At 72.0% G+C, this 20,916-nt stretch carries 13 protein-coding genes; 4 read left to right on the top strand and 9 right to left on the bottom strand.

Annotation, left to right across the window (positions count from 1 at the left end; all coding sequences use genetic code 11):
* Positions 1-119: 119 nt before the first annotated feature.
* A complete protein-coding gene (locus ABZ842_RS30495; RefSeq protein ID WP_361543861.1) occupies positions 120-644 on the top strand; it encodes a TerD family protein in 525 nt (174 codons plus the stop codon).
* Between the two features lie 149 nt (positions 645-793).
* Here the strand turns inward: ABZ842_RS30495 and ABZ842_RS30490 are convergent, their stop codons facing one another.
* A complete protein-coding gene (locus tag ABZ842_RS30490) occupies positions 794-3,685 on the bottom strand; it encodes a vitamin B12-dependent ribonucleotide reductase (protein ID WP_361543858.1) in 2,892 nt (963 codons plus the stop codon).
* A gap of 169 nt (positions 3,686-3,854) precedes the next feature.
* Complete coding sequence (nrdR, locus tag ABZ842_RS30485) at positions 3,855-4,367, bottom strand: transcriptional regulator NrdR (protein WP_361543855.1); 513 nt, start codon at positions 4,365-4,367, stop codon at positions 3,855-3,857.
* Positions 4,368-4,975: 608 nt separating this feature from the next.
* Between nrdR and lexA the strand changes: the two genes are divergently transcribed.
* The gene (gene lexA / locus ABZ842_RS30480) at positions 4,976-5,779 is read left to right on the top strand and encodes a transcriptional repressor LexA (protein ID WP_361543852.1); all 804 of its coding nucleotides are present in this window, start codon (positions 4,976-4,978) and stop codon (positions 5,777-5,779) included.
* Between the two features lie 88 nt (positions 5,780-5,867).
* Here lexA and ABZ842_RS30475 read toward each other — a convergent pair whose 3' ends face one another.
* From ABZ842_RS30475 to ABZ842_RS30460, 4 genes are all read right to left on the bottom strand, one after another.
* Positions 5,868-7,838: an ATP-dependent DNA helicase gene (locus tag ABZ842_RS30475; protein ID WP_361543849.1), complete on the bottom strand. Its 1,971-nt coding sequence runs from the start codon at positions 7,836-7,838 to the stop codon at positions 5,868-5,870.
* A 73-nt stretch (positions 7,839-7,911) separates the two neighbouring features.
* On the bottom strand, positions 7,912-8,646 hold the full coding sequence (locus tag ABZ842_RS30470) for a GNAT family N-acetyltransferase (RefSeq protein WP_361543846.1): 735 nt from the start codon (positions 8,644-8,646) through the stop codon (positions 7,912-7,914).
* A 97-nt stretch (positions 8,647-8,743) separates the two neighbouring features.
* Entirely contained in the window at positions 8,744-10,609 is a 1,866-nt protein-coding gene (locus ABZ842_RS30465) for an IucA/IucC family protein (protein ID WP_361543843.1), read from the bottom strand.
* A 92-nt stretch (positions 10,610-10,701) separates the two neighbouring features.
* Positions 10,702-12,105: a diaminobutyrate--2-oxoglutarate transaminase family protein gene (locus ABZ842_RS30460; RefSeq protein WP_361543935.1), complete on the bottom strand. Its 1,404-nt coding sequence runs from the start codon at positions 12,103-12,105 to the stop codon at positions 10,702-10,704.
* A gap of 342 nt (positions 12,106-12,447) precedes the next feature.
* Here ABZ842_RS30460 and ABZ842_RS30455 point away from each other — a divergent pair, with 342 nt between their 5' ends.
* Together ABZ842_RS30455 and ABZ842_RS30450 are read left to right on the top strand one after the other, a co-directional pair.
* Positions 12,448-13,620 (top strand): hypothetical protein, encoded by a 1,173-nt coding sequence (locus tag ABZ842_RS30455; RefSeq protein WP_361543840.1) that lies wholly within the window; start codon positions 12,448-12,450, stop codon positions 13,618-13,620.
* 271 nt (positions 13,621-13,891) lie between these two features.
* Positions 13,892-15,169 carry a hypothetical protein gene (locus tag ABZ842_RS30450; protein ID WP_361543837.1) on the top strand — a complete coding sequence of 426 codons (1,278 nt, stop codon included), beginning with the start codon at positions 13,892-13,894 and terminating at the stop codon, positions 15,167-15,169.
* A gap of 117 nt (positions 15,170-15,286) precedes the next feature.
* On the opposite strand, the gene hflX is transcribed toward ABZ842_RS30450, so the two are convergent.
* The 3 genes from hflX to ABZ842_RS30435 form a co-directional block, all read right to left on the bottom strand.
* Entirely contained in the window at positions 15,287-16,786 is a 1,500-nt protein-coding gene (hflX, locus tag ABZ842_RS30445) for a GTPase HflX (protein WP_361543834.1), read from the bottom strand.
* A 222-nt stretch (positions 16,787-17,008) separates the two neighbouring features.
* Positions 17,009-18,484 (bottom strand): M1 family metallopeptidase, encoded by a 1,476-nt coding sequence (locus ABZ842_RS30440; RefSeq protein WP_361543831.1) that lies wholly within the window; start codon positions 18,482-18,484, stop codon positions 17,009-17,011.
* Between the two features lie 65 nt (positions 18,485-18,549).
* Positions 18,550-20,832 (bottom strand): HD domain-containing protein, encoded by a 2,283-nt coding sequence (locus ABZ842_RS30435; RefSeq protein ID WP_361543828.1) that lies wholly within the window; start codon positions 20,830-20,832, stop codon positions 18,550-18,552.
* Positions 20,833-20,916: the final 84 nt, after the last annotated feature.

Here is a 20,916-nt window from a genome sequence, read left to right as displayed (position 1 = left end):
CGCCGGCCGTACCGATGCGGAGCACTGGCGTGCACTCGCCGACTCCTCGCCTCGCACCGTCGGAGAAGATACGGTCAACGTACGGAGAAACACGGATAGTTACGGGGAAGGGATCAGTGGTGAGCAGCCTGAACAAGGGCGTCCGCACGGTCGAGGTGGCCCTGCGCTGGGATCCGAGTCCCATGGGGGAGGCGCCCCATGACCTGGACATCGTCGCCGCGGCGTACCGGGCGGACGCCCCCTCGGGCGATCCGGCCTACGTCGTCCACTTCGACTCCCGCTCGCCCGACGGCACCATCACGCTGACCAGGGACAGCCGCACCGGCCAGGGCTTCGGATCGGACGAGGTCATGAAGCTGGAGCTCGAACGCCTGGCGCCGGCGTACGGACGCGTGGTGGTGGGCGTCGTCATCCAACAGCGCGACCGGCCCCGCTCGTTCGCAGATGTGTCCAACACCAAAGCGACCGTCTCCGAGGGCCACACCGAACTCGGCAGCGAGGACTTCACCGGTGTCGCGGACTCTCGGTCGGCGGTGATAGCCGAGTTCGTGCGGGCAGAGTCGGGCGGCTGGACGTACGGCGGGGTGTTGCGCGGCTTCGACGCCGATCCGCAGGAGTTCGTCGGCCGGATGGGCGGCGCCTGACCCGCGTCCGCCACCGGGAGCTCGGGCAGCGCGAAGGGGACCGACCGTCCTCGGTCGATCCCCTTGCGTCAGTGTCCGGTCGGCTCCCCTGAGCGGCGTGCGTCGGGCCCGGGGCCCGCAGCGTCCCGGCTCAGGGGCGGCCGGTCAGATCAGCTGCACCCGCTGGTGGAGCCGCAGCCCTCGCAGATGTAGCAGGAGCCGGCGCGCTGCATCTTCGTTCCGCAGGAGAAGCAGAGCGGGGCGTCCGCGCTGATGCCGAGCTGCATCTCGACCAGCTCGGCCGAGGTGTGGGCCTGCTTCGGCGCGGGGACGGCGGCCACCTGCGGCGCGCTGGCCGCGGGGACCTCCTGGCGGCGCGGGGCGGACTGGGCCAGTCCCTCCACGTCCAGCTCGGTCTCGTCCAGCGTCGGCTCGTAGGAGCCGGTCTCCAGGTGGCGCTGGCGCTCCTCGGCGGAGTGGATGCCGAGGGCCGAGCGGGTCTCGAAGGGCAGGAAGTCCAGCGCCAGGCGGCGGAAGATGTAGTCGACGATCGACTGCGCCATCCGCACGTCCGGGTCGTCCGTCATGCCGGCCGGCTCGAAGCGCATGTTGGTGAACTTGGAGACGTACGTCTCCAGCGGCACGCCGTACTGGAGGCCGACCGAGACGGCGATGGAGAAGGCGTCCATCATGCCGGCGAGGGTGGAGCCCTGCTTGGACATCTTCAGGAAGACCTCGCCGAGACCGTCGTCCGGGTAGGAGTTCGCGGTCATGTAGCCCTCGGCGCCACCGACCGTGAAGGAGGTGGTGATCCCCGGACGGCCCTTGGGCAGGCGCTTGCGGACCGGTCGGTACTCGACGACCTTCTCCACCGCGGCCCGGATGGTCTCCTCGGACTTCTCGGTGATCTCCGCCTTCTCCTTCTCCTTGGTCTTGGCGGAGAGGGGCTGGCCGACCTTGCAGTTGTCGCGGTAGATCGCGAGCGCCTTGACGCCCATCTTCCACGCCTCGAAGTAGATCTCCTCGACCTCTTCGACGGTCGCCGACTCCGGCATGTTGACCGTCTTGGAGAGCGCGCCGGAGATCCAGGGCTGGATCGCGGCCATCATCCGGACGTGCCCCATCGCGGAGATGGAGCGCTCGCCCATGGCGCAGTCGAAGACCTCGTAGTGCTCGGTCTTCAGACCGGGCGCGTCGATCACGTTGCCGTGGTCGGCGATGTGGGCGACGATCGCCTCGATCTGCTCCTCCTGGTAGCCGAGGCGGCGCAGCGCCTGCGGCACGGTGCCGTTGACGATCTGCATCGAGCCGCCGCCAACCAGCTTCTTGAACTTGACCAGGGCGAGGTCGGGCTCCAGGCCGGTGGTGTCGCAGGACATCGCCAGACCGATGGTGCCGGTGGGGGCGATGACGGACGCCTGGGCGTTGCGGAAACCGTTCTTCGCACCGAGGCGCAGCACGTCCTGCCACGCCTCCGTGGCGGCGGCCCAGATCGGGGTGTCCAGGTCGTCCATGCGGGGGGCGGCGGCGTTGGCGTCCGAGTGCTGCCGCATGACGCGGTTGTGCGGCTCGGCGTTGCGGGCGTAGCCGTCGTACGGGCCGACGACCGCGGCCAGCTCGGCGGAGCGGCGGTAGGAGGTGCCGGTCATCAGCGAGGTGATCGCCCCGGCGAGCGCGCGACCGCCGTCGCTGTCGTAGGCGTGGCCGGTGGCCATCAGCAGGGCGCCGAGGTTGGCGTAGCCGATGCCCAGCTGGCGGAAGGCGCGGGTGTTCTCGCCGATCTTCTGGGTCGGGAAGTCCGCGAAGCAGATGGAGATGTCCATCGCGGTGATGACCAGCTCGACGACCTTGGAGAAGCGCTCGGCGTCGAAGGACTGGTTGCCCTCGCCGTCGTCCTTGAGGAACTTCATCAAGTTGAGCGAGGCGAGGTTGCAGGACGTGTTGTCCAGGTGCATGTACTCGCTGCACGGGTTCGAGCCGTTGATCCGGCCGGACTCGGGACAGGTGTGCCAGTGGTTGATGGTGTCGTCGTACTGGATGCCCGGGTCGGCGCACGCCCACGCGGCCTCGGCCATCTTGCGGAAGAGCGCCTTGGCGTCGACCTCCTCGATGACCTCGCCGGTCATCCGGGCGCGCAGCCCGAACTTGCCGCCGGCCTCCACGGCCTTCATGAACTCGTCGTTCACCCGGACCGAGTTGTTGGCGTTCTGGTACTGCACGGAGGTGATGTCGTCGCCACCGAGGTCCATGTCGAAGCCCGCGTCGCGCAGCGCGCGGATCTTCTCCTCTTCCTTGACCTTGGTCTCGATGAAGCCCTCGATGTCGGGGTGGTCGACGTCGAGGATGACCATCTTGGCCGCGCGCCGGGTGGCGCCGCCGGACTTGATCGTTCCGGCGGAGGCGTCGGCGCCCCGCATGAAGGAGACGGGGCCGGAGGCGTTGCCGCCGGAGGACAGCAGCTCCTTGGAGGAGCGGATCCGGGAGAGGTTCAGACCGGCGCCCGAACCGCCCTTGAAGATCATGCCCTCTTCCTTGTACCAGTCGAGGATCGACTCCATGGAGTCGTCGACGGACAGGATGAAGCAGGCGGAGACCTGCTGGGGCTGGGGCGTGCCGACGTTGAACCACACCGGCGAGTTGAAGCTGAAGACCTGGTGGAGGAGGGCGTACGCCAACTCGTGCTCGAAGATCTCGGCGTCGGCGGGCGAGGCGAAGTACTTGAAGTCCTCGCCGGCCTTCCGGTACGTCTTCACGATCCGGTCGATCAGCTGCTTGAGACCGGTCTCGCGCTGGGGCGTGCCGACGGCCCCGCGGAAGTACTTGCTGGTGACGATGTTGACCGCGTTCACCGACCAGAAGTCGGGGAACTCGACGCCACGCTGCTCGAAGTTGACCGAGCCGTCGCGCCAGTTGGTCATGACGACGTCACGGCGCTCCCAGACCACCTCGTCGTACGGATGCACGCCGGGGGTGGTGTGGACACGCTCGATGCGCAGGCCCTTGGTCGCCTTGGCTCCCTTGGTTCGGGACCCCCGCGCCGGACCGCTCGTCGTCTCTGTCATGCCGCCTCCCATATACGGGCAAAAACGCCCCGAAGTGCCCAGATCTTCCCGTGACACTGTCTTGTGTGGTGGCCGTGCGCGCCCCACGCGCGCACGGCTGATGGTTGTTCGCCGCCCCGCGGCCCGCCGGTGTCCGGCGGGCCGGGCCGAGTCGTCCCTGTCCGGTCGCTCAGTCGACGGCAGCGGCGGGAACGGGGACCTCGTGGGTCCCGCCCGTCCCGCCTTCTTGGATGGGCGGCCGTTGCACGCGGAGCTCCGCGATGGCCGCCTCGAAGTCTTCGAGTGAGTCGAACGCCCGGTAGACGGACGCGAACCGCAGGTACGCGACGAGGTCGAGCTCCTGCAGGGGGCCGAGTATGGCCAGCCCCACGTCGTGGGTGGTCAGCTCGGCGCTGCCGGTGGCACGCACCGCCTCCTCGACCCGCTGGCCGAGCTTGGCGAGCGCGTCCTCGGTGACCGGCCTGCCCTGGCACGCCTTGCGGACGCCGGAGATGACCTTGGTGCGGCTGAAGGGCTCCGTGACGCCGCTGCGCTTGATCACCATCAGCGACGCGGTCTCCACCGTCGTGAAGCGACGGGAGCAGTCGGGACACTGTCGACGGCGCCGGATCGAGGTTCCGTCGTCGGTGGTACGGCTGTCGACGACTCGGCTGTCGGGGTGCCTGCAGAAGGGGCAGTGCATGTTCCCAACCCTCCCTCACGGCACGACTGAATAGCCCCGGCATGCCTGCCGAAGCCCTTCGAAGCAAGCCCAAGCATAGGCGATGGCCTTGGCTTTGAATCACCGGGGACCACAACTTCTGGGCTGTGCTCCCCATCCAACCACTACATCTGGGGTTTGCTCGCACTTTCGCCCCTAGCGCGTGTCGCACGGGATCGCGTCGAACGCGCACGGCGTACGACCGGTGACAGCGCGGCGTCGCGGCGAAGGCGACGCACGGGCGACCACCGGGGACGGCGGCGAGCGGGGGAGCAGGCACGAGCCTACGGGACGGGCGCGACTGCTCGGATTCCGGCCCGTCCGGTGCCAAGATGGACCAGAGGAGGCGTCCGCGGGTCGCGGCACGCCCGTCCGAGACGTAGCCGAGATGTAGCAAGATGCTCCCGGGCGCGCAGATGCACCCTGCCGGGCCCGCGTACGTCGATGCGACCGCCGCCCTGTCGCGCATACACCCAAACGCATGTCCGCGTAAGACGATCCAGGATTTTTCACTCGAACGTGTGTTTGGCGCAACCTTTCGAAACCAACTACCGTTGTCCAGCCAGGGAGACCATTCGAGAGGGGCCGACGTGACCACCACCGCAGACAGTGCCACCATCACCGCCCAGGACCGCTCCCAGGGCCGATTCGACCCGGTGCGCGGCATGAGCGACGCAGCGGCGACCGCCGTGACACCGGAAGGGGCGGAGCCTTCCCGCCCCGCACGCTCGCTGCCCGGCCGACCTCCAGGCATCCGAGCGGACAGCACCGGGCTCACCGATCGACAGCGGCGCGTCATCGAGGTGATCCGTGACTCCGTGCAACGCCGGGGATACCCCCCGTCCATGCGGGAGATCGGCCAGGCCGTCGGGCTCTCCAGCACCTCATCGGTGGCCCATCAGCTGATGGCGCTGGAGCGCAAGGGCTTCCTCCGCCGGGACCCGCACCGCCCCCGGGCGTACGAGGTCCGCGGCTCCGACCAGCCCAGCACCCAGCCCACGGACACCACCGGCAAGCCCGCCGCGTCGTACGTGCCGCTGGTCGGCCGGATCGCGGCCGGTGGCCCGATCCTCGCCGAGGAGTCCGTCGAGGACGTCTTCCCGCTGCCCCGGCAGCTCGTGGGCGACGGCGAGCTGTTCGTCCTCAAGGTCGTCGGTGACTCGATGATCGAGGCCGCGATCTGTGACGGCGACTGGGTCACCGTCCGTCGCCAGCCCGTCGCGGAGAACGGCGACATCGTCGCCGCCATGCTGGACGGCGAAGCCACCGTCAAGCGGTTCAAGCGGGAGAACGGCCACGTCTGGCTCCTCCCCCACAACGCCGCGTACCAGCCGATCCCCGGTGACGAGGCGACCATCCTCGGCAAGGTCGTCGCCGTTCTGCGGCGGGTGTGACCATCCGCCGCCACAATCGGCCCCGGGATCCACTGCGCCGGTCCCGGGGCCCCGCTTTGTCCCCGCCCGGGGCGCAGGCCCCGGGCTCCTAGGCGCCGTCGGCCTTCGCCGCCGCGTCGATCGCCGCGAGCGAGCGCCGTGCCTGATTGCGGTCCGTGGTGTACCAGAAGTCCGGCAGCGAGGCCCGCAGATAGCTTCCGTAGCGCGCATTGGCCAGCCGGGGGTCCAGGACCGCCACGACGCCCCGGTCCCCCGTCGCCCGCACCAACCGCCCCGCGCCCTGGGCCATCAACAGCGCCGCGTGGGTCGCCGCCACCGCCATGAAGCCGTTGCCGCCGGCCTCCTCCACCGCCTTCTGCCGTGCGCTCATCAGCGGGTCGTCCGGCCGGGGGAAGGGGATCCGGTCCATCACCACCAGCTGACAGCTCGCCCCCGGCACGTCCACCCCCTGCCACAGCGACAGCGTGCCGAACAGACACGTCTTCGGGTCGGCCGCGAAGGACTTGATCAGCTCGCCCAGCGTCTCCTCGCCCTGGAGCAGGATCTTGTGGTCCAGCCGGCCGCGCAGCTCCTCGGCCGCGGCCTGCGCCGCCCGCATCGAGGAGAACAGCCCGAGCGTGCGACCGCCGGCGGCCTCCATCAGCTCCGCGAGCTCGTCCAGCATGTCCCCGCGGGAGCCCTCGCGCCCCGGAGTCGCCAGATGGCGCGCCACGTACAAGATCCCCTGCTTCGGATAGTCGAACGGGGAACCGACGTCCAGGCCCTTCCACTGCGGGACGTCGTCGCCCTCCGTGCCCTCCGGCGACAGGCCGAGCGAAGCCCCGACCCCGTTGAAGTCCCCGCCCAGCTTGAGCGTGGCGGACGTCAGCACCACGGAGCGGTCCGTGAACAGCTTCTCCCGCAGCAGCCCCGACACCGACATCGGTGCAACCCTCAGCGATGCGCCGAAGCGGTCGTGGCGCTCGTACCAGACGACGTCGTACTCCGAGCCCTGGGTGATGCGCTCGGCCACGTCGTGGACGTTCTCCACGGAGGCGAGGGCCTGCTTGCGCACCGCGTCCTCGTCCTGGACCGACTTGTCCCGGGTGGCGCCGATGGCGGAGATCACGGTGCGGGCCGCGTCCCGCAGCGCCATCAGGGCGTACCCGAGGTCTTCGGGGACCTCCTCCAGCCGCCCCGGCAGGGCCAGCTCCATGACCCGCTCGAAGGTCTCGGCCGCGGTCTGCAGGGCGTCCGCCGCCTTTTCGTTGACGAGCTTGGCGGAGCGCCGCACGGCACGGTTGACCTGGCCGGGCGTGAGCTCGCCGGTCGCCGCGCCGGTGACCCGGGAGACCAGTTCGTGGGCCTCGTCGATGACCAGGACCTCGTGCTGGGGCAGCACCGGGGCGCCCTCGATGGCGTCGATCGCCAGCAACGCGTGATTGGTGACGACGACGTCCGCGAGCTTCGCCCGCTCCCGCGCCATCTCGGCGAAGCACTCGGCGCCGTACGCGCACTTGCTCGCCCCCAGGCACTCCCGGGAGGAGACGGAGACCTGCCCCCAGGCGCGGTCGGACACGCCCGGCGTCAGCGCGTCCCGGTCGCCCGTCTCCGTCTCGTCGGCCCAGTCCCGCAGCCGCAGCAGGTCCTGCCCCAGCTTGCTGGTGGGCGCGGCGGCCTCGAAGGGATCGAAGAGCCCTTCTTCCTCCTCCTGCGGCACGCCCTCGTGCAGCCGGTGCAGACACAGGTAGTTCGACCGGCCCTTGAGCATCGCGAACTCCGGGCGACGGCGCAGCAGGGGGTGCAGCGACTCGACCGTGCGCGGCAGGTCGCGCTCGACGAGCTGCCGCTGGAGCGCCAGGGTCGCCGTGGCGATGACGACCCGCTCCCCGTGGGCCAACGAGGGGACCAGATAGCCCAGCGACTTTCCGGTGCCCGTGCCCGCCTGGACCAGCAGGTGCGTACCGTCGTCGACGGCCTCGGCCACGGCCTCGGCCATGCTGACCTGGCCGGGCCGCTCCACGCCGCCGACGGCGGTCACGGCGGCGTGGAGGAGTTCGGGGAGGGATGGCTTCGTCATAGGGCGCCCACCCTACGTGCCACCACTGACAGGGGGTCTCGATCCCGCCATTCGATCCGGCCAGCCCTTCGGGTCACAGCACGCCGCGCAGTGCGCGGTCGCGAACCATCAGGGCGGCCTGTTTGTCCGGAAGCTCCACCTCGGCGGCGAAGCGGAATCCACCGGTGAGGAACGCGGCCACGGACGGTGCGTTGCGCAGGTCCGGCTCCGCGACCACGCGCGTGCAGTGCGGCCTGCGGTCGAAGACGAGGTCGGCGACGGCCCTCAGCAGCGTCGAGCCGATGCCGCGTCCCCGGTCGGCGACGCCCCCGATGAGGAGGTGGATGCCGGTGTCGTGGGGGCGCGCGGGGTAGTGGCGGGCCAGCGGGTCGAGGTCGGCCCGGTAGAGCTCGAAGTAGCCGACGGGTACGTCGTCGAGGACGCCGAGGCAGGGCACGCTGCGCCCGTCGCCGTCGAGTTGGGCGCGCAGATGGGCGGCGGTGACCGACTCGGGGCCGGCCAGCTTCCAGAAGGCGGCCACGGCCGGGTCGTTCATCCACCGGCTGATGAGGGTCACGTCCCGCCCCACCCGTACGGGTACGAGCCGAAGGACGCCCTCGGACGTGGTGGTCGGCCCCCACCGCTCGGGGTCGTCCAGCAGCTCTCCGCGCACGGCGTCGTCCGGGTGCGCCGGGTCGTCCGGCGGATCGGGGGCCCACTGCCGTGCGAGGAGGCCGTCCTGGATCCGCAGCGGCAGCTCCAGGGTGTCCTCGACGTCGTCGACGGGGCCCTTCGTACGGTCTCCTGTGGGGTGGTCGGTGGGAGGCACGGTGGCGCTCTCCTCTCGCGGATCGGAAACGGTCCCGGCCCGACCCGCGCGAGGGCTGGGCGGCGGGCGGTAGGTGGCGGCGGGCGGTGGAGAGCGGTCAGGCGTGGAGCGGATTGGCGATGGTGACGTACACGGACTGCGTGTCGACGGGCCCCACCAGTTCGTCGAGGCCGTGCAGCCGGGTCAGCAGGTTCGCCTTGCAGCGCAGGGCGGGGGCGTCGAGGAGGTGCGCGGGCAGCGGCGAGCCGAGGTGGGCGACGGCCGTGAGGAAGCGTCGGAAGGCGGCGATGAGCGCTTCTTCGTCCGCGAGTCCGTACGCCCCGAAGGCCCCGATCAGTCCGAACACGTTGTTGATGCCGAGGTAGTAGGCGAAGCGCTCGTCGGCGACCGCGTCGGCGACGAAGGTGTCGCTGCACCGCCCGATGCCGGGCAGTCTCGCCTCCAGCGCGGCCCGGTGCGACTCGCGGAAGTAGTAGCCCTGGTTGTCGCGGTAGCGACCGCCCGCCGGCCAGCCGTCGGCGTCGAGCAGGACCAGCGTGTTCTGTTGGTGCGCCTCCAGGGCGACGCCGGCGGTCGCGTCCAGCCAGAGCACGGGGCGCACGACCTCGTCGAGGTAGCGGCCGAACCACTCGACGGCGACCTCCTCGACGGGCCGGCCGGCGCGGGCGGCGAGCGCGGACACCACGGCCGCGAGCCGACAGCGCGCCCGCGGGCCGCCGGGCCTGGCGGCGGTGAGCGCGGCGACGCAGACCGCGTCGACGGCGGGGCCGCGGGCGGCGCCCCCGAACGGGTTGTGGCGTACGACGACGTCGAACCCGACGACCGGACCGCCGTGCTCCGGGTCGATGGCCGAGGTGTCGACGGCGAGCCAGGCCGGGTCGCGCACGACGTCGAAGCCGGGGTGCTCGGCCCGCCACTGCTCGGCGAGCCCGGCGCCCAGCAGCCGGTGCACCTCGACGCCCCGGTGGAGCTCCTTGCGCAGGTTCTCGCGACGGGAGTTGGTGATCCGTACGCCGAGGGAGAGCTTGAGCATCGCGGGGGCGTCCGGACGGTACACGGTGCGGACGGAGGACGTGGGGTGCCACGGGGCGCCCAGCGGCCCGAGGTCGTGCAGCAGCCCGGCGTCGTACAGGGCCGCGACGTCCGGGCGGTGCGCCAGCTCGCGGGCCTGCCAGGGGTGCAGCGGAAGCGGCACCGCCTGCTTCGGCAGGGGCGCGCCGCCCAGCAGCCGCGCGGCGAGCAGCTCGGCGGGCAGGACCCGACCGCCCTCGATCCAGGCCGAGTCGCCGGCGAGGACGGAGCGGTCGACGGCCGTCCAGTGCAGCGCGAAGCGCCCGTGGGACTCGGGCGAGTAGCGCCGGGCCTCGGACTCGGTGAGCCCTTCGCGGCTCTTGGGCGTGGGGTGGAGGGGGTGGCCGAGGAGCAGGGACTGCTCGGCGGTGAGGAAGGCGTCGGAGCGGTCCAGGAGGTCGGGGCGCTCCGCGCGGTCGAAGTCCGCGCGGCGCTCGGCGAGGAAGCGGGCGGTGTGGCGTACGGAGTCGGCGACCCGGCCGACCAGGTCGCCGCGGTGGCCGGTGGGCCCGCCCTCCCGCACGAGGAGCGCCGCGAGCGCCACCGCGTCGAGCCCGGGCGCGTCGTGGGGCGCGCTCTCCAGCAGGGGCGTGCCGAACCGGTGCCATCCGCAGGGTGACCAGTGGTGGACGGGGACGAGGAGGGCGGTTCCGCTGGCGCGCAGGGGGATGCGCAAGGTGGTGGAGGCGGGCCGGGGCAGGTCGTTCTCGCGCACCCAGCAGCGCAGCAGGTTCTCGGCGCCGGCGGCGTCGGCCGCGCGGTGCGGGTCGGGGTCGTCCAGCGGGTCGAGGAGGACTTCGTCGGGCACGGGGCGGTCGGCCGGCGACCGTTCGTCCGCCGCGGCGGCGCGGGGCGCGGGGACGGCGGCGTCGAGTGCGGGGGTGACGTTCACCAGCAGGTTTCCTTCACGGTGGTGCCGTGCGTCTTGTGAGGCGCCGGCGTGGGGCCGGACAGAGGTGCGGGCGGGAGGGGTACCGGCCCGGGTCATCGACGGCGCGGAACCGCACGCTCCGCCGCGGCGAGCGCATCGGCGAAGCGGTCGAGGACGGCCGCGGCCTGCTCGTCGCTGATCGTCAGCGGCGGCAGCAGGCGTACGACGGCCGAGTGCCGGCCGCCGAGTTCCACGATCAGCCCGCGGTTCAGGCACGCCCGTTGCACGGCGACCGCGAGCGCGGGCGCGGGCGGTGGCACCGGGGTGCCCGTCGGCCGTCCGTCCGGCCCCGGGGCGGTGTCCGCGGTCGGATCGACGAGTTCGACGCCGATCATCAGGCCGCGTCCGCGGACGTCCCCGATGCAGCGGTGTTCGGCCGCGAGGCCCTGGAGCTGGCCGAGCATCCGCGCGCCGAGGGTCCCCGCGCGTGCGGCGAGTCCGTTCTCCCGTACGAAGGCGAGGGTGGCGGCCCCGGCCGCCATGGCGAGTTGGTTGCCGCGGAAGGTGCCGGCGTGGGCGCCGGGCTGCCAGATGTCGAGCTCGGCCCGGTAGACGATCACGGCGAGCGGCAGGGAGCCGCCGATGGCCTTGGACAGGACCATCACGTCGGGGACGATCCCGCTGCGCTCCACCGCCCAGAAGGTGCCGGTGCGCCCGACGCCCGTCTGCACCTCGTCCACGATCAGCGGGACCGACCTCGCGGCGGTCAGCTCCCGCATCCGCCGCAGCCATCCGTCGGGGGCCGGGAGCACCCCGCCCTCGCCCTGGACCGGTTCGACGATCATGCCCCCGGGGGTGGGGACCCCGCTCTTCGGGTCGTCGAGCAGGGTCTCGGTCCAGCGGGCGCCCAACTCGGCGCCGCGCTCCCCGCCGACCCCGAACGGGCACCGCAGGTCCTGCGGGAACGGCAGCCGGGTCACGCGTGCGCCGGTCGCGCCCCCGGAGGCGTCGAGCGCCCCCGCCGTCATGCCGTGGTACGCGCCGGTGAAGGCGAACAGCCCGCTCCGGCCGGTGGCGGTGCGCACCAGCGTGAGGGCCGCCTCCACGGCGTCGGTGCCGGCGGGTCCGCAGAACTGGATCCGGGCGTCCTTGACCAACTCCCGCGGCAGGGTGTCGAACAGCTCCGTGACGAACGCGTCCTTCACCGGGGTCGCCAGGTCCAGCACGTGCAGCGGGGCGCCGGAGTCGATGACCCCCTTGACGGCCGCCAGGACGACGGGGTGGTTGTGCCCCAGCGCGAGGGTGCCCGCGCCCGAGAGGCAGTCCAGGTAGCGCCGCCCGTCGGCGCCCTCGATCGTGAGCCCCTTGGCCCGGACCGGGACGATGGGCAGCGAGCGGGCGTAGGTGCGGGCCGCGGACTCGCGCAGGGACTGCCGGCGCAGGATCCCCTCGTACGCGTCGGCCGGAGCGGTCGGGTCGGCCGCTGCGGCCGGGCGGGCCGGAGCGGGTTCGGTCAGGGCCACGGCTGTTGGACCTCCGGCGGTGACTGTTGCGCTGTAACAGATGCGTCGCACATCGGGCACGGCTCCCCCACGCGGCCGGCCCGGGCTGAACACTGTCCCTGCGGTTCCCGTATCCCCCTACGTACCAACGACGGCGGACGCCGGGGATCACGGGCTGGGGGAAGATCGTGCGGCGTCCCCGTCGACGGTGGTGCACGGCCACCTTGTAGGGTTCGCGGCGGTTCGGTAGCACGTCGGCCCGCCGGTTCGACCCGGCGACGCACCGGTTCGACGGTCCGGGTGCGCCGGCCTAGACGCAGTACTCCAGTAGCACCGAAGTACCAGGGGGATCACGACATGCGACCCATCCGCCCGAAGCTGGCCGCGGTCACCTTCGCCGCCGTCCTCGCTCTGACGGCCACCGCGTGCGGGGAGGGCGAGAACTCCGCGGGGGACAAGGCGAACCTGCCGACGGGCCTGCCGAACGACGGCAAGATCACCATCCCGGACGACATCAAGGACCGGCTCAAGGAACACGGCGTCGACCTCGACAAGTGGCGCGACGGCGAGTGGAAGAACTGGGACCGGGACGCCTGGCTGCGGGAGGCCAAGGACTACATCAACCCCATCATCGAGGGTCTGTGGGACATGGACCGGATGCGGGACGCCGAGAAGCCGGAACAGCCCAGCGACAACGACATCTCCGACGACCGGGGCGTCACCGACCCGACGCCGGCGCGCGTCGACGCCCGGCCGGTGCAGGCGCCGTACAGCACCGGTGCGCCGGCGGCCGGCAAGGTCTTCTTCGACGGGCCCAAGGGCTCGATGGTGTGCTCGGCGACCGTGGTGAAGGACCCGGCGAACCCGGGCAAGTCGAACCTGGTGTGGACCGCGGGCCACTGCGTCCACGCGGGCAAGGACGGCGGCTGGTACCGCAACATCGCCTTCGTCCCCTCGTACAACGACCGCGCCCGGCCCACCGCCGAGTTGGAGGCCGCGCCGAAGGAGGAGGTCGCACCGCACGGCGTGTGGTGGGGCGACTGGGCCCAGACCTCGGACCAGTGGATCGGCGAGGGCGCCACGACCGGGGGGCGGGGGGCGCCGTACGACTTCGCCGTGATCCACGTGACCCCCGAGAAGGGCGGCACCGGCAAGTCCCTGGAGGAGACGGTCGGTTCGGCCCTCCCGGTGGACTTCGCCGCACCGGCCGCGCCCGGGATCGCGAACCTGACGGCGACGGGCTACCCCGCGGGACCGCCGTTCGACGGCCAGCGGATGTTCCAGTGCGCCGACAAGCCGGGGCGGCTGTCGGTGAAGGCCGACCAGCCCACGATGTACCGCATCGGCTGCACCATGACCGCCGGCTCCTCCGGCGGCGGCTGGGTGGCCCGGGGCTCGGACGGCTCGCCCGCGCTGGTGTCCAACACCTCCATCGGCCCGGCGTCGGCCGGTTGGCTCGCCGGGCCGCGCCTCGGTCCCGAGGCGAAGGGCATTTACAACGCGGTCAGCAACAAGTTCGCTGGCCGGTAGGCCGAAAGCCCGCAGGGCCACGGACCCGTAGGCCCGTGGGGTACGGCTCCGGGTCCCGCGCCGTCCGTCGGCGCGGGACCCGGAGCCGTTCGGCCCGTTGCCGACCGTCGGCCCCGGCGCGCTTCCCCGTGCCGTGATCGTCCTCGGTTCCTCCACTCTCTTCGATCCATCGCTTCTTCGCTTCTTCGTTCCGCGGGGAGCGCTCAGTACGTCCCGGGGGCGCCCCGTCCCCGTCACCGCACCACTTGCACCGCCCAGGGAGTTCCGTTCCATGAGATCCATACGCCCGCTGCTGACCGTCGTCGGCGTCGTCTCGGCGCTGACGCTGACGGCGGCCTGCGGGGGAAGCGAGGACCGCGCGTCCGATCGACCGACCGCGTCCGGCCCCGCCGCGGACCCGTCCGGCACGGCGTCGACGCAGGACCGGCCCGCCGACGCTCCGGCCCGGGAGTCGGCCGAACCCTCCGACGAGCCGTCCGAAGGCTCCGGCAGCGGCAGCGGCGTCGACGAGAAGAAGTGGCGCGAGGGCGGGTGGAAGGACTGGGACCGGAGCACCTGGCGCCGTGACGCGGGCGACTTCGTCAACCCGGTGATCGACGACCACTGGAAGCCCGAGCGGATGTCGACGGCCAAGCCCCCGAAGGCGGTGGTCAAGCCGAAGCCGGACGACAAGCCCACGCCCGGCAAGCCGGAGGACCCCAAGCCGCCGAAGGGCGAGGACCCCAAGGGCGAGGAGCCGGGCGGCGAAGGGCCCGCCGAGCCCGAGGTCGTCGAGGCGCAGGCGGAGAAGGTCCCGTACCGGCAGCACGCGCCGACGTCCGGGAAGGTCTTCTTCGACGCCCCCGAAGGGGCGATGGTGTGCTCGGCGACCGTGGTGAAGGACCCGAAGAACCCGGGCAAGTCGAACCTGGTGTGGACCGCGGGCCACTGTGTCCACGCGGGCAAGGGCGGCGGCTGGTACCGCAACGTCGTCTTCGTCCCGGCGTACAACGACAAGGGCCTGTCGAAGCGCGCGCTGGCCACCGCCACGCCGCAGGAGATCGCGCCGTTCGGCACCTACTGGGCCGACCGGGTCGCCACCTCGAACCAGTGGATCAAGCGCGGTGACGCCGACGACGGTTCGGGCGCGCCGTTCGACTACGCGGTGCTGCACGTACGGCCCGAGGAGGGCGCCAAGTCGCTGGAGGAGACCGTCGGTTCGGCGATCGCCGTCGACTTCGACGCGCCGGCCCCGCAGGACGCCTCCTCCGTCACCCTCAGGGGCTACCCGGCGGGCTGGCCGCACAGCGGCGCGACCATGTACCAGTGCACCGACAAGCCGGGGCCGTTCGACTTCGAGCCCGGTGCACCGGTGATGTGGCGGGCCGGCTGCTCCATGACGGGCGGCTCCTCCGGCGGCGGTTGGATCGTCCGTGGCTCCGACGGCCAGCCGGCCCTGGTGTCCAACACCTCGATCGGCCCGCTGGACCCGATCTGGCTCGCCGGGCCGAGCCTGGGCGCGGACGCCGAGAAGGTCTTCACCGAGGTGAGCACGGAAGACGCACCGTAGGACGCTGCACACGGGCCCGATACGACGACGGCCGGGTCCGACCTCCCCGAAGAGGGGGTCGGACCCGGCCGTCTCGTCATGCGCGCCGCGGTCGACCGACTGGGCCGACCGCTTCGCTCAGCTCGTCACCAGGGCGTACGGCGCGAGGGCCGCGGCCAGCTCCTCGTGCACCCGCGCCTTGAGCAGGGTGCCCTCGGAGGTGTGCTCCTCGGTGATGACCTCGCCCTCGGCGTGGACCCGGGAGACGAGTCCGCCCTGGGTGTACGGAACGAGCACCTCGATCTCGACCTCGGGCCGCGGCAACTGGAGGTCGATGAGCGCCAACAGCTCCTCGATCCCCTCGCCCGTGCGCGCCGAGACCGCGATCGCACTGCGCTCGACGCGCATCAGCCGCTGGAGCACCAGCGGATCCGCCGCGTCCGCCTTGTTGATCACCACGATCTCGGGCACGTCCAGCGCGCCCACGTCGCGGATCACCTCGCGCACGGCGGCCAACTGCTCCTCCGGGGCGGGGTGGGACCCGTCCACGACGTGCAGGATGAGATCGGAGTCGCCGACCTCCTCCATCGTGGAGCGAAACGCCTCGACGAGGTGGTGCGGCAGGTGTCGGACGAAGCCGACGGTGTCCGCCAGGGTGTACAGCCGGCCGCTCGGCGTCTCGGCCCGTCGGACCGTCGGGTCCAAGGTGGCGAACAGGGCGTTCTCCACCAGGACACCGGCGCCCGTGAGCCGGTTGAGCAGCGAGGACTTGCCAGCGTTGGTGTATCCGGCGATGGCGACCGAGGGCACCTTGTGGCGTCGGCGCTCCTGCCGCTTGATCTCGCGCCCGGTCTTCATCTCCGCGATCTCACGGCGCATCTTCGCCATCTTCTCGCGGATCCGTCGCCGGTCCGTCTCGATCTTGGTCTCACCGGGGCCGCGGGTGGCCATGCCGCCGCCACCGCCGCCGCCCATCTGCCGGGACAGCGACTGGCCCCAGCCGCGCAGCCTCGGCAGCATGTACTGCATCTGCGCCAGCGCGACCTGGGCCTTTCCCTCGCGGGACTTGGCGTGCTGGGCGAAGATGTCGAGGATCAGGGCCGTGCGGTCGACGACCTTGACCTTAACGACGTCTTCCAGATGGATCAGCTGGCCGGGGCTGAGTTCACCGTCGCAGACGACGGTGTCGGCGCCGGAGTCGAGGACGATGTCCCGAAGCTCCTGGGCCTTGCCGGAACCGATGTAGGTCGCCGGGTCCGGCTTGTCCCGGCGCTGGACGACGCCGTCGAGCACGACCGCGCCCGCCGTCTCCGCGAGGGCGGCGAGCTCCGCGAGGGAGTTCTCCGCGTCCTGCACCGTCCCCGAGGTCCAGACGCCGACCAGCACCACGCGCTCCAGGCGCAGCTGTCGGTACTCGACTTCGGTGACGTCCTCAAGCTCGGTGGAGAGGCCCGCCACTCGCCGGAGTGCGGCGCGGTCGGAGCGGTCGAACTGGTCGCCGTCCCGATCTCCGTCGATCTCGTGGCTCCAGGCGACGTCCTCTTCCATCAGGGCGTCCGCCCGCAGCCTCTCGGGCTTTTCGGTGCCTGTCCGAGCGAAGGTCTGCTCGTCCTGGGAAGGGGATGAAGAGGAGGTCATTTGATCCTTACGTCGATGGAGTGGAAATCCGCTGTGTCAGTCACAACGCGTGACGGTCCCGGATGATTCCCGGTCGGTGGATCGGGACGCGATCCACGCCGGGGGCCCGGCTCCGGCAGCGGCGCCGACACCTCGATGGTCCCATGCGGTCCGCGCGCCCGTCACCCCGGTTTACGCCGCGGTCCCGGGCCCGGGGCGGGCCCCGCGCCCGACCCGGCCGCCTCAGCGGGAGGTGGCCGGAGCGGTGCTCTGCCAGTCCGGGTGCCCCGGCATCGGCGGGGTGCGCTGCCCGTACACCCACCCCTGGAAGAACTCCGTGAGGTCACGCCCCGCGATCTTCGAGGCGAGGTGGACGAAGTCGGCGGTGGAGGCGTTCCCGTCGCGGTGGTCGCGCACCCAGGCCCGCTCCAGCCGCTCGAAGGAGTCCCGCCCGATCTCCTGCCGCAGTGCGTACAGGACCAGGGCGCTGCCGTCGTACACCACCGGTCGGAAGATGCTGATCTTCTGCCCGGGCGAGGGGGGCTTGGGGGCCGCGGGCGGGCCGCCGGACGCGCGCCACTGGTCGGAGCGGCGGTACGCCTCGCGCATCCGCTGCTCCAGGGTGCCGCCGCCGCGCTCCTCGGCGTACAGCGCCTCGTACCAGGTGGCGTGGCCTTCGTTCAGCCACAGGTCGGACCAGGTGCGCGGGGTGACGCTGTCGCCGAACCACTGGTGGGCCAGCTCGTGGACCATGATCGAGTCCACGTACCACTCGGGGTACGAGTCGCTGGTGAACAGGGCCCGCTCGAAGAGCGAGAGCGTCTGCGTCTCCAGTTCGTAGCCGGTGTTCGCGTCGGCGATCAGCACCCCGTACGTCTCGAAGGGGTAGCGGCCGACCCGTTCCTGCATCCACGCCACGTGGTCGGGGGTCTTGGCGAGCCAGCGCTCCAGCTCGTCGCGGTCTCCGGCGGGCACCACGTCGCGCAGCGGCAGCCCGTCGGGCCCTTCGCGGGTCGGGACGGCGGAGCGGCCGATGGAGACCTGGGCGAGTTCGGTGGCCATGGGGTGGCGGGTGCGATACGTCCAGGTGGTGTTGGCCCCTTCGGTGCGCCGCTCCTTGCGCAGGCCGTTGGCGACCGCGGTCAGCTCGTTGGGCGCGGTGATGCGAAAGGTGAAGTACGCCTTGTCCGAAGGGTGGTCGTTGGAGGGGAAGACGCGGTGGCCGGCGTCGGCCTGGTTCGCCATCGCGAGGCCGTCGGCGGTGCGCACCCAGCCACCGGTGCTGGCCTGGCCGCCGGGGTCGCTGGTGTGTCGGACCGTCACGCGCATCCGGGTGCCGGGCTCCAGGGTCCGGTCGGGCTGTACGACCAGGTCCTCCTGGACCGAGGCGAAGTCCGCCGGCCGGCCGTTGACCTCCACGGTGTGCACCGTGCCGTGGGTGAAGTCCAGGTTGACGCGCTCCAGTCGGTCCGTGACGCGGGCGTCGATGGTGGTGACCGCTTCGAGCGGCCGGGTGTTGCTGCCGCCGTAGGTGAAGGCGAGGTCGTACGCGACGACGTCGTAGCCGGGGTTGCCCAGCTGGGCGAAGAGCGTGTCGCCGATGCCGAGCGCAACCGGCTCGGGCGGCGGGAGGGCCGCGGCGACGAGGGCTGCTGAGACGGCGGCGAGCACCCCGGCACGCAGCGTCCTGCGGGCGGGGCGGCGGATGGTGGGCGGCATGTGCAACCGCTACCCGCGGCGCGCCGCCGGGGTGCGTCGGCGCGCACGGTGCCACCCGAACGAGATCAGCCGGTGGCGGCCGGATGCTGGGTGCGGCTGACGTCGTACACGCCGGCGACGTCCCGCATGGCGCGGATCAACGCGGGAAGCCCGGCGGCGTCGGGCAGTTGCAGGGTGTACGTGTGCCGTACGCGCTGCTGGCTCGGCGGCTCCACGGTGGCGGAGACGATGGCGGCGCCCTCGGTGGCGATGGCCTCGGTGAGGTCGGCGAGCAGCCGGGGGCGGCCGAAGGACTCGGCGACGAGGGTCACCCGACAGCCCGTCGCGTCACCCCACCGCACGGGGACGGGGGCGCGGTCGAGTGACCTCATCCGGGAGACGGCGGGACATTGGTCGCGGTGGACGGTCACCACTCCCCCGCGTACGGAGAAGCCGGTGACGGCGTCCGGCGGCACCGGGGTGCAGCAGCCGGCGAGCCGCACGGTCGCGTCGGCGTCGGGCGGGTCGACCACGATGCTCACGGCGGCGGGGCGGTCGTCGGAGTCGGCAGCATCGGCGGCTTCGGCGGCTTCGGGGTTGAGGGCGGTGAGGGCGGCCCTGCGGGGCGCGGCGGCGGGCGGCTGCGCCAGGTCGGGGTGGGCTTCGACCCAGGCCGTGATGGCGATGCGGGCGGCCGGTGTGCGGGCGTGGTCGAGCCAGTCGGGCGCGGGCCCCGACGCGGCCTCCTGGGCGCCCTTGGGGGCCCCGTCGGCGCCCCTGAGGTCGTCGTCAACGGCGAGGAGCAGGTGCACGGTGTCCCCGTCCTTCAGGACGGTGCCCAGGGACGCGAGGCGTCCGTTGACGCGCGCGCCGATGCAGGAGTGGGCGCCTTCCCCGTACTGGGCGTACGCGGCGTCCACGCAGGAGGCGCCGGCGGGCAGGCCGAGGATGCGGCCGTCGGCGCCGTAGACGGTGATCTCGCGGTCCTGGGCCAGGTCGGCGCGGAGCGAGGTCCAGAAGGCGTCGGAGTCGGGGGTGGCCTGCTGCCACTGGAGGAGGCGGGAGAGCCAGCCGGGGCGGGTGGGGTCGACGCGCTCTCCGTCGGCGTCGGTCGGCGCGGTGCCAGTCGGCCCGGGGCCGGTCGGTCCGCTGCCGGCAGGTTCGGTCCCGGTCGGTCCGGTCGGTCCGGTGTCGGACGGTGCGGTTCCGGACGCTTCGGTTCCGGACGGCTCGGCGGATGCGTAGGGGTTGCCCAGGGCGATCACGCCCGCTTCGGCGACCCGGTGCATCTGGTGCGTACGGATCAGGACTTCGGCGACCGCGCCCTGCGGACCGGCGACGGCCGTGTGCAGCGACTGGTACAGGTTGAACTTGGGGGCGGCGATGAAGTCCTTGAACTCGGAGACCACCGGGGTGAAGCAGGTGTGCAGCTCGCCGAGGACCGCGTAGCAGTCGGCGTCCTCGGTGACCAGGATCAGCAGCCGGCCGAAGTCCGTGCCGCGCAGCCGGCCGCGCTTGGTGCTGACCCGGTGCACGGAGACGAAGTGCCGCGGTCGGATCTGCACCTCGGCGGTGATGCCGGCGTCCTTGAGCACGGCCGCGATCCGCTCGGCCGTGGAGTCGAGGTCGGCGCCTGCCGCGGTGTTCTCGGCGATGAGGACGCGGGTGCGCTCGTACTCGTCGGGCTGGAGGATCGCGAAGACGAGGTCTTCCAGCTCGGTCTTGAGCGCCTGCACTCCGAGGCGTTCGGCCAGCGGGATCAGGACGTCCTGGGTGACCTTGGCGATCCGGACCTGCTTCTCGGGGCGCATCACGCCGAGCGTGCGCATGTTGTGCAGCCGGTCCGCCAGCTTGATCGACATCACCCGTACGTCGTTGCCGGTGGCGACGAGCATTTTGCGGAAGGTCTCGGGCTCGGCCGCCGCGCCGTAGTCCACCTTCTCCAGCTTGGTGACGCCGTCGACCAGATAGCCGACCTCGCTGCCGAACTCCCGTCTGACCTGGTCCAGCGTCACTTCCGTGTCCTCCACGGTGTCGTGGAGGAGAGAGGCGGTCAGGGTGGTGGTCTCCGCGCCCAGTTCGGCGAGGATCAGGGTCACCGCGAGGGGGTGGGTGATGTACGGCTCGCCGCTCTTGCGGAACTGGCCGCGGTGGGACGATTCGGCGAGGAGGTACGCCCGGTGCAGCAGCGTCAGGTCCGCCTCGGGGTGGTGGGCGCGGTGGACGTCGGCGACGTGGCCGATGGCGTCGGGAAGTCGGTCGCGGCCGGCCGGGCCGAGGAGCGCGGCACGCCCCAGCCTGCGGAGGTCGATCCGGGGTCGGCCGCGACGGCGGCTGTGGGCACCGGGGTTGGCGGCCTCTGCACTCATGGGGGGTACCTCCGGGCGGCAATCGACCGGCGGTTGGAGGTGCAGGCGTGCCCTCCGGGCCGGTGCTTGATGCTACCGAGCCCA

It is taken from the genome of Streptomyces sp. NPDC047315, assembly GCF_040643215.1.
Lineage (GTDB): Bacteria > Actinomycetota > Actinomycetes > Streptomycetales > Streptomycetaceae > Streptomyces.
Note: the sequence above shows the minus strand (reverse complement) of the source record. Positions and strands in the feature narration are given on the sequence as shown.

What these genes read in the sequence shown, in the direction of transcription:
- ABZ842_RS30490 (WP_361543858.1), bottom strand. Translation starts at nt 3,685, where the DNA reads ATGACAGAGACGACGAGCGGTCCGGCGCGGGGGTCCCGAACCAAGGGA.
- nrdR (WP_361543855.1), bottom strand. Translation starts at nt 4,367, where the DNA reads ATGCACTGCCCCTTCTGCAGGCACCCCGACAGCCGAGTCGTCGACAGC.
- ABZ842_RS30475 (WP_361543849.1), bottom strand. Translation starts at nt 7,838, where the DNA reads ATGACGAAGCCATCCCTCCCCGAACTCCTCCACGCCGCCGTGACCGCC.
- ABZ842_RS30455 (WP_361543840.1), top strand. Translation starts at nt 12,448, where the DNA reads ATGCGACCCATCCGCCCGAAGCTGGCCGCGGTCACCTTCGCCGCCGTC.
- ABZ842_RS30450 (WP_361543837.1), top strand. Translation starts at nt 13,892, where the DNA reads ATGAGATCCATACGCCCGCTGCTGACCGTCGTCGGCGTCGTCTCGGCG.
- hflX (WP_361543834.1), bottom strand. Translation starts at nt 16,786, where the DNA reads ATGACCTCCTCTTCATCCCCTTCCCAGGACGAGCAGACCTTCGCTCGG.
- ABZ842_RS30440 (WP_361543831.1), bottom strand. Translation starts at nt 18,484, where the DNA reads ATGCCGCCCACCATCCGCCGCCCCGCCCGCAGGACGCTGCGTGCCGGG.
- ABZ842_RS30435 (WP_361543828.1), bottom strand. Translation starts at nt 20,832, where the DNA reads ATGAGTGCAGAGGCCGCCAACCCCGGTGCCCACAGCCGCCGTCGCGGC.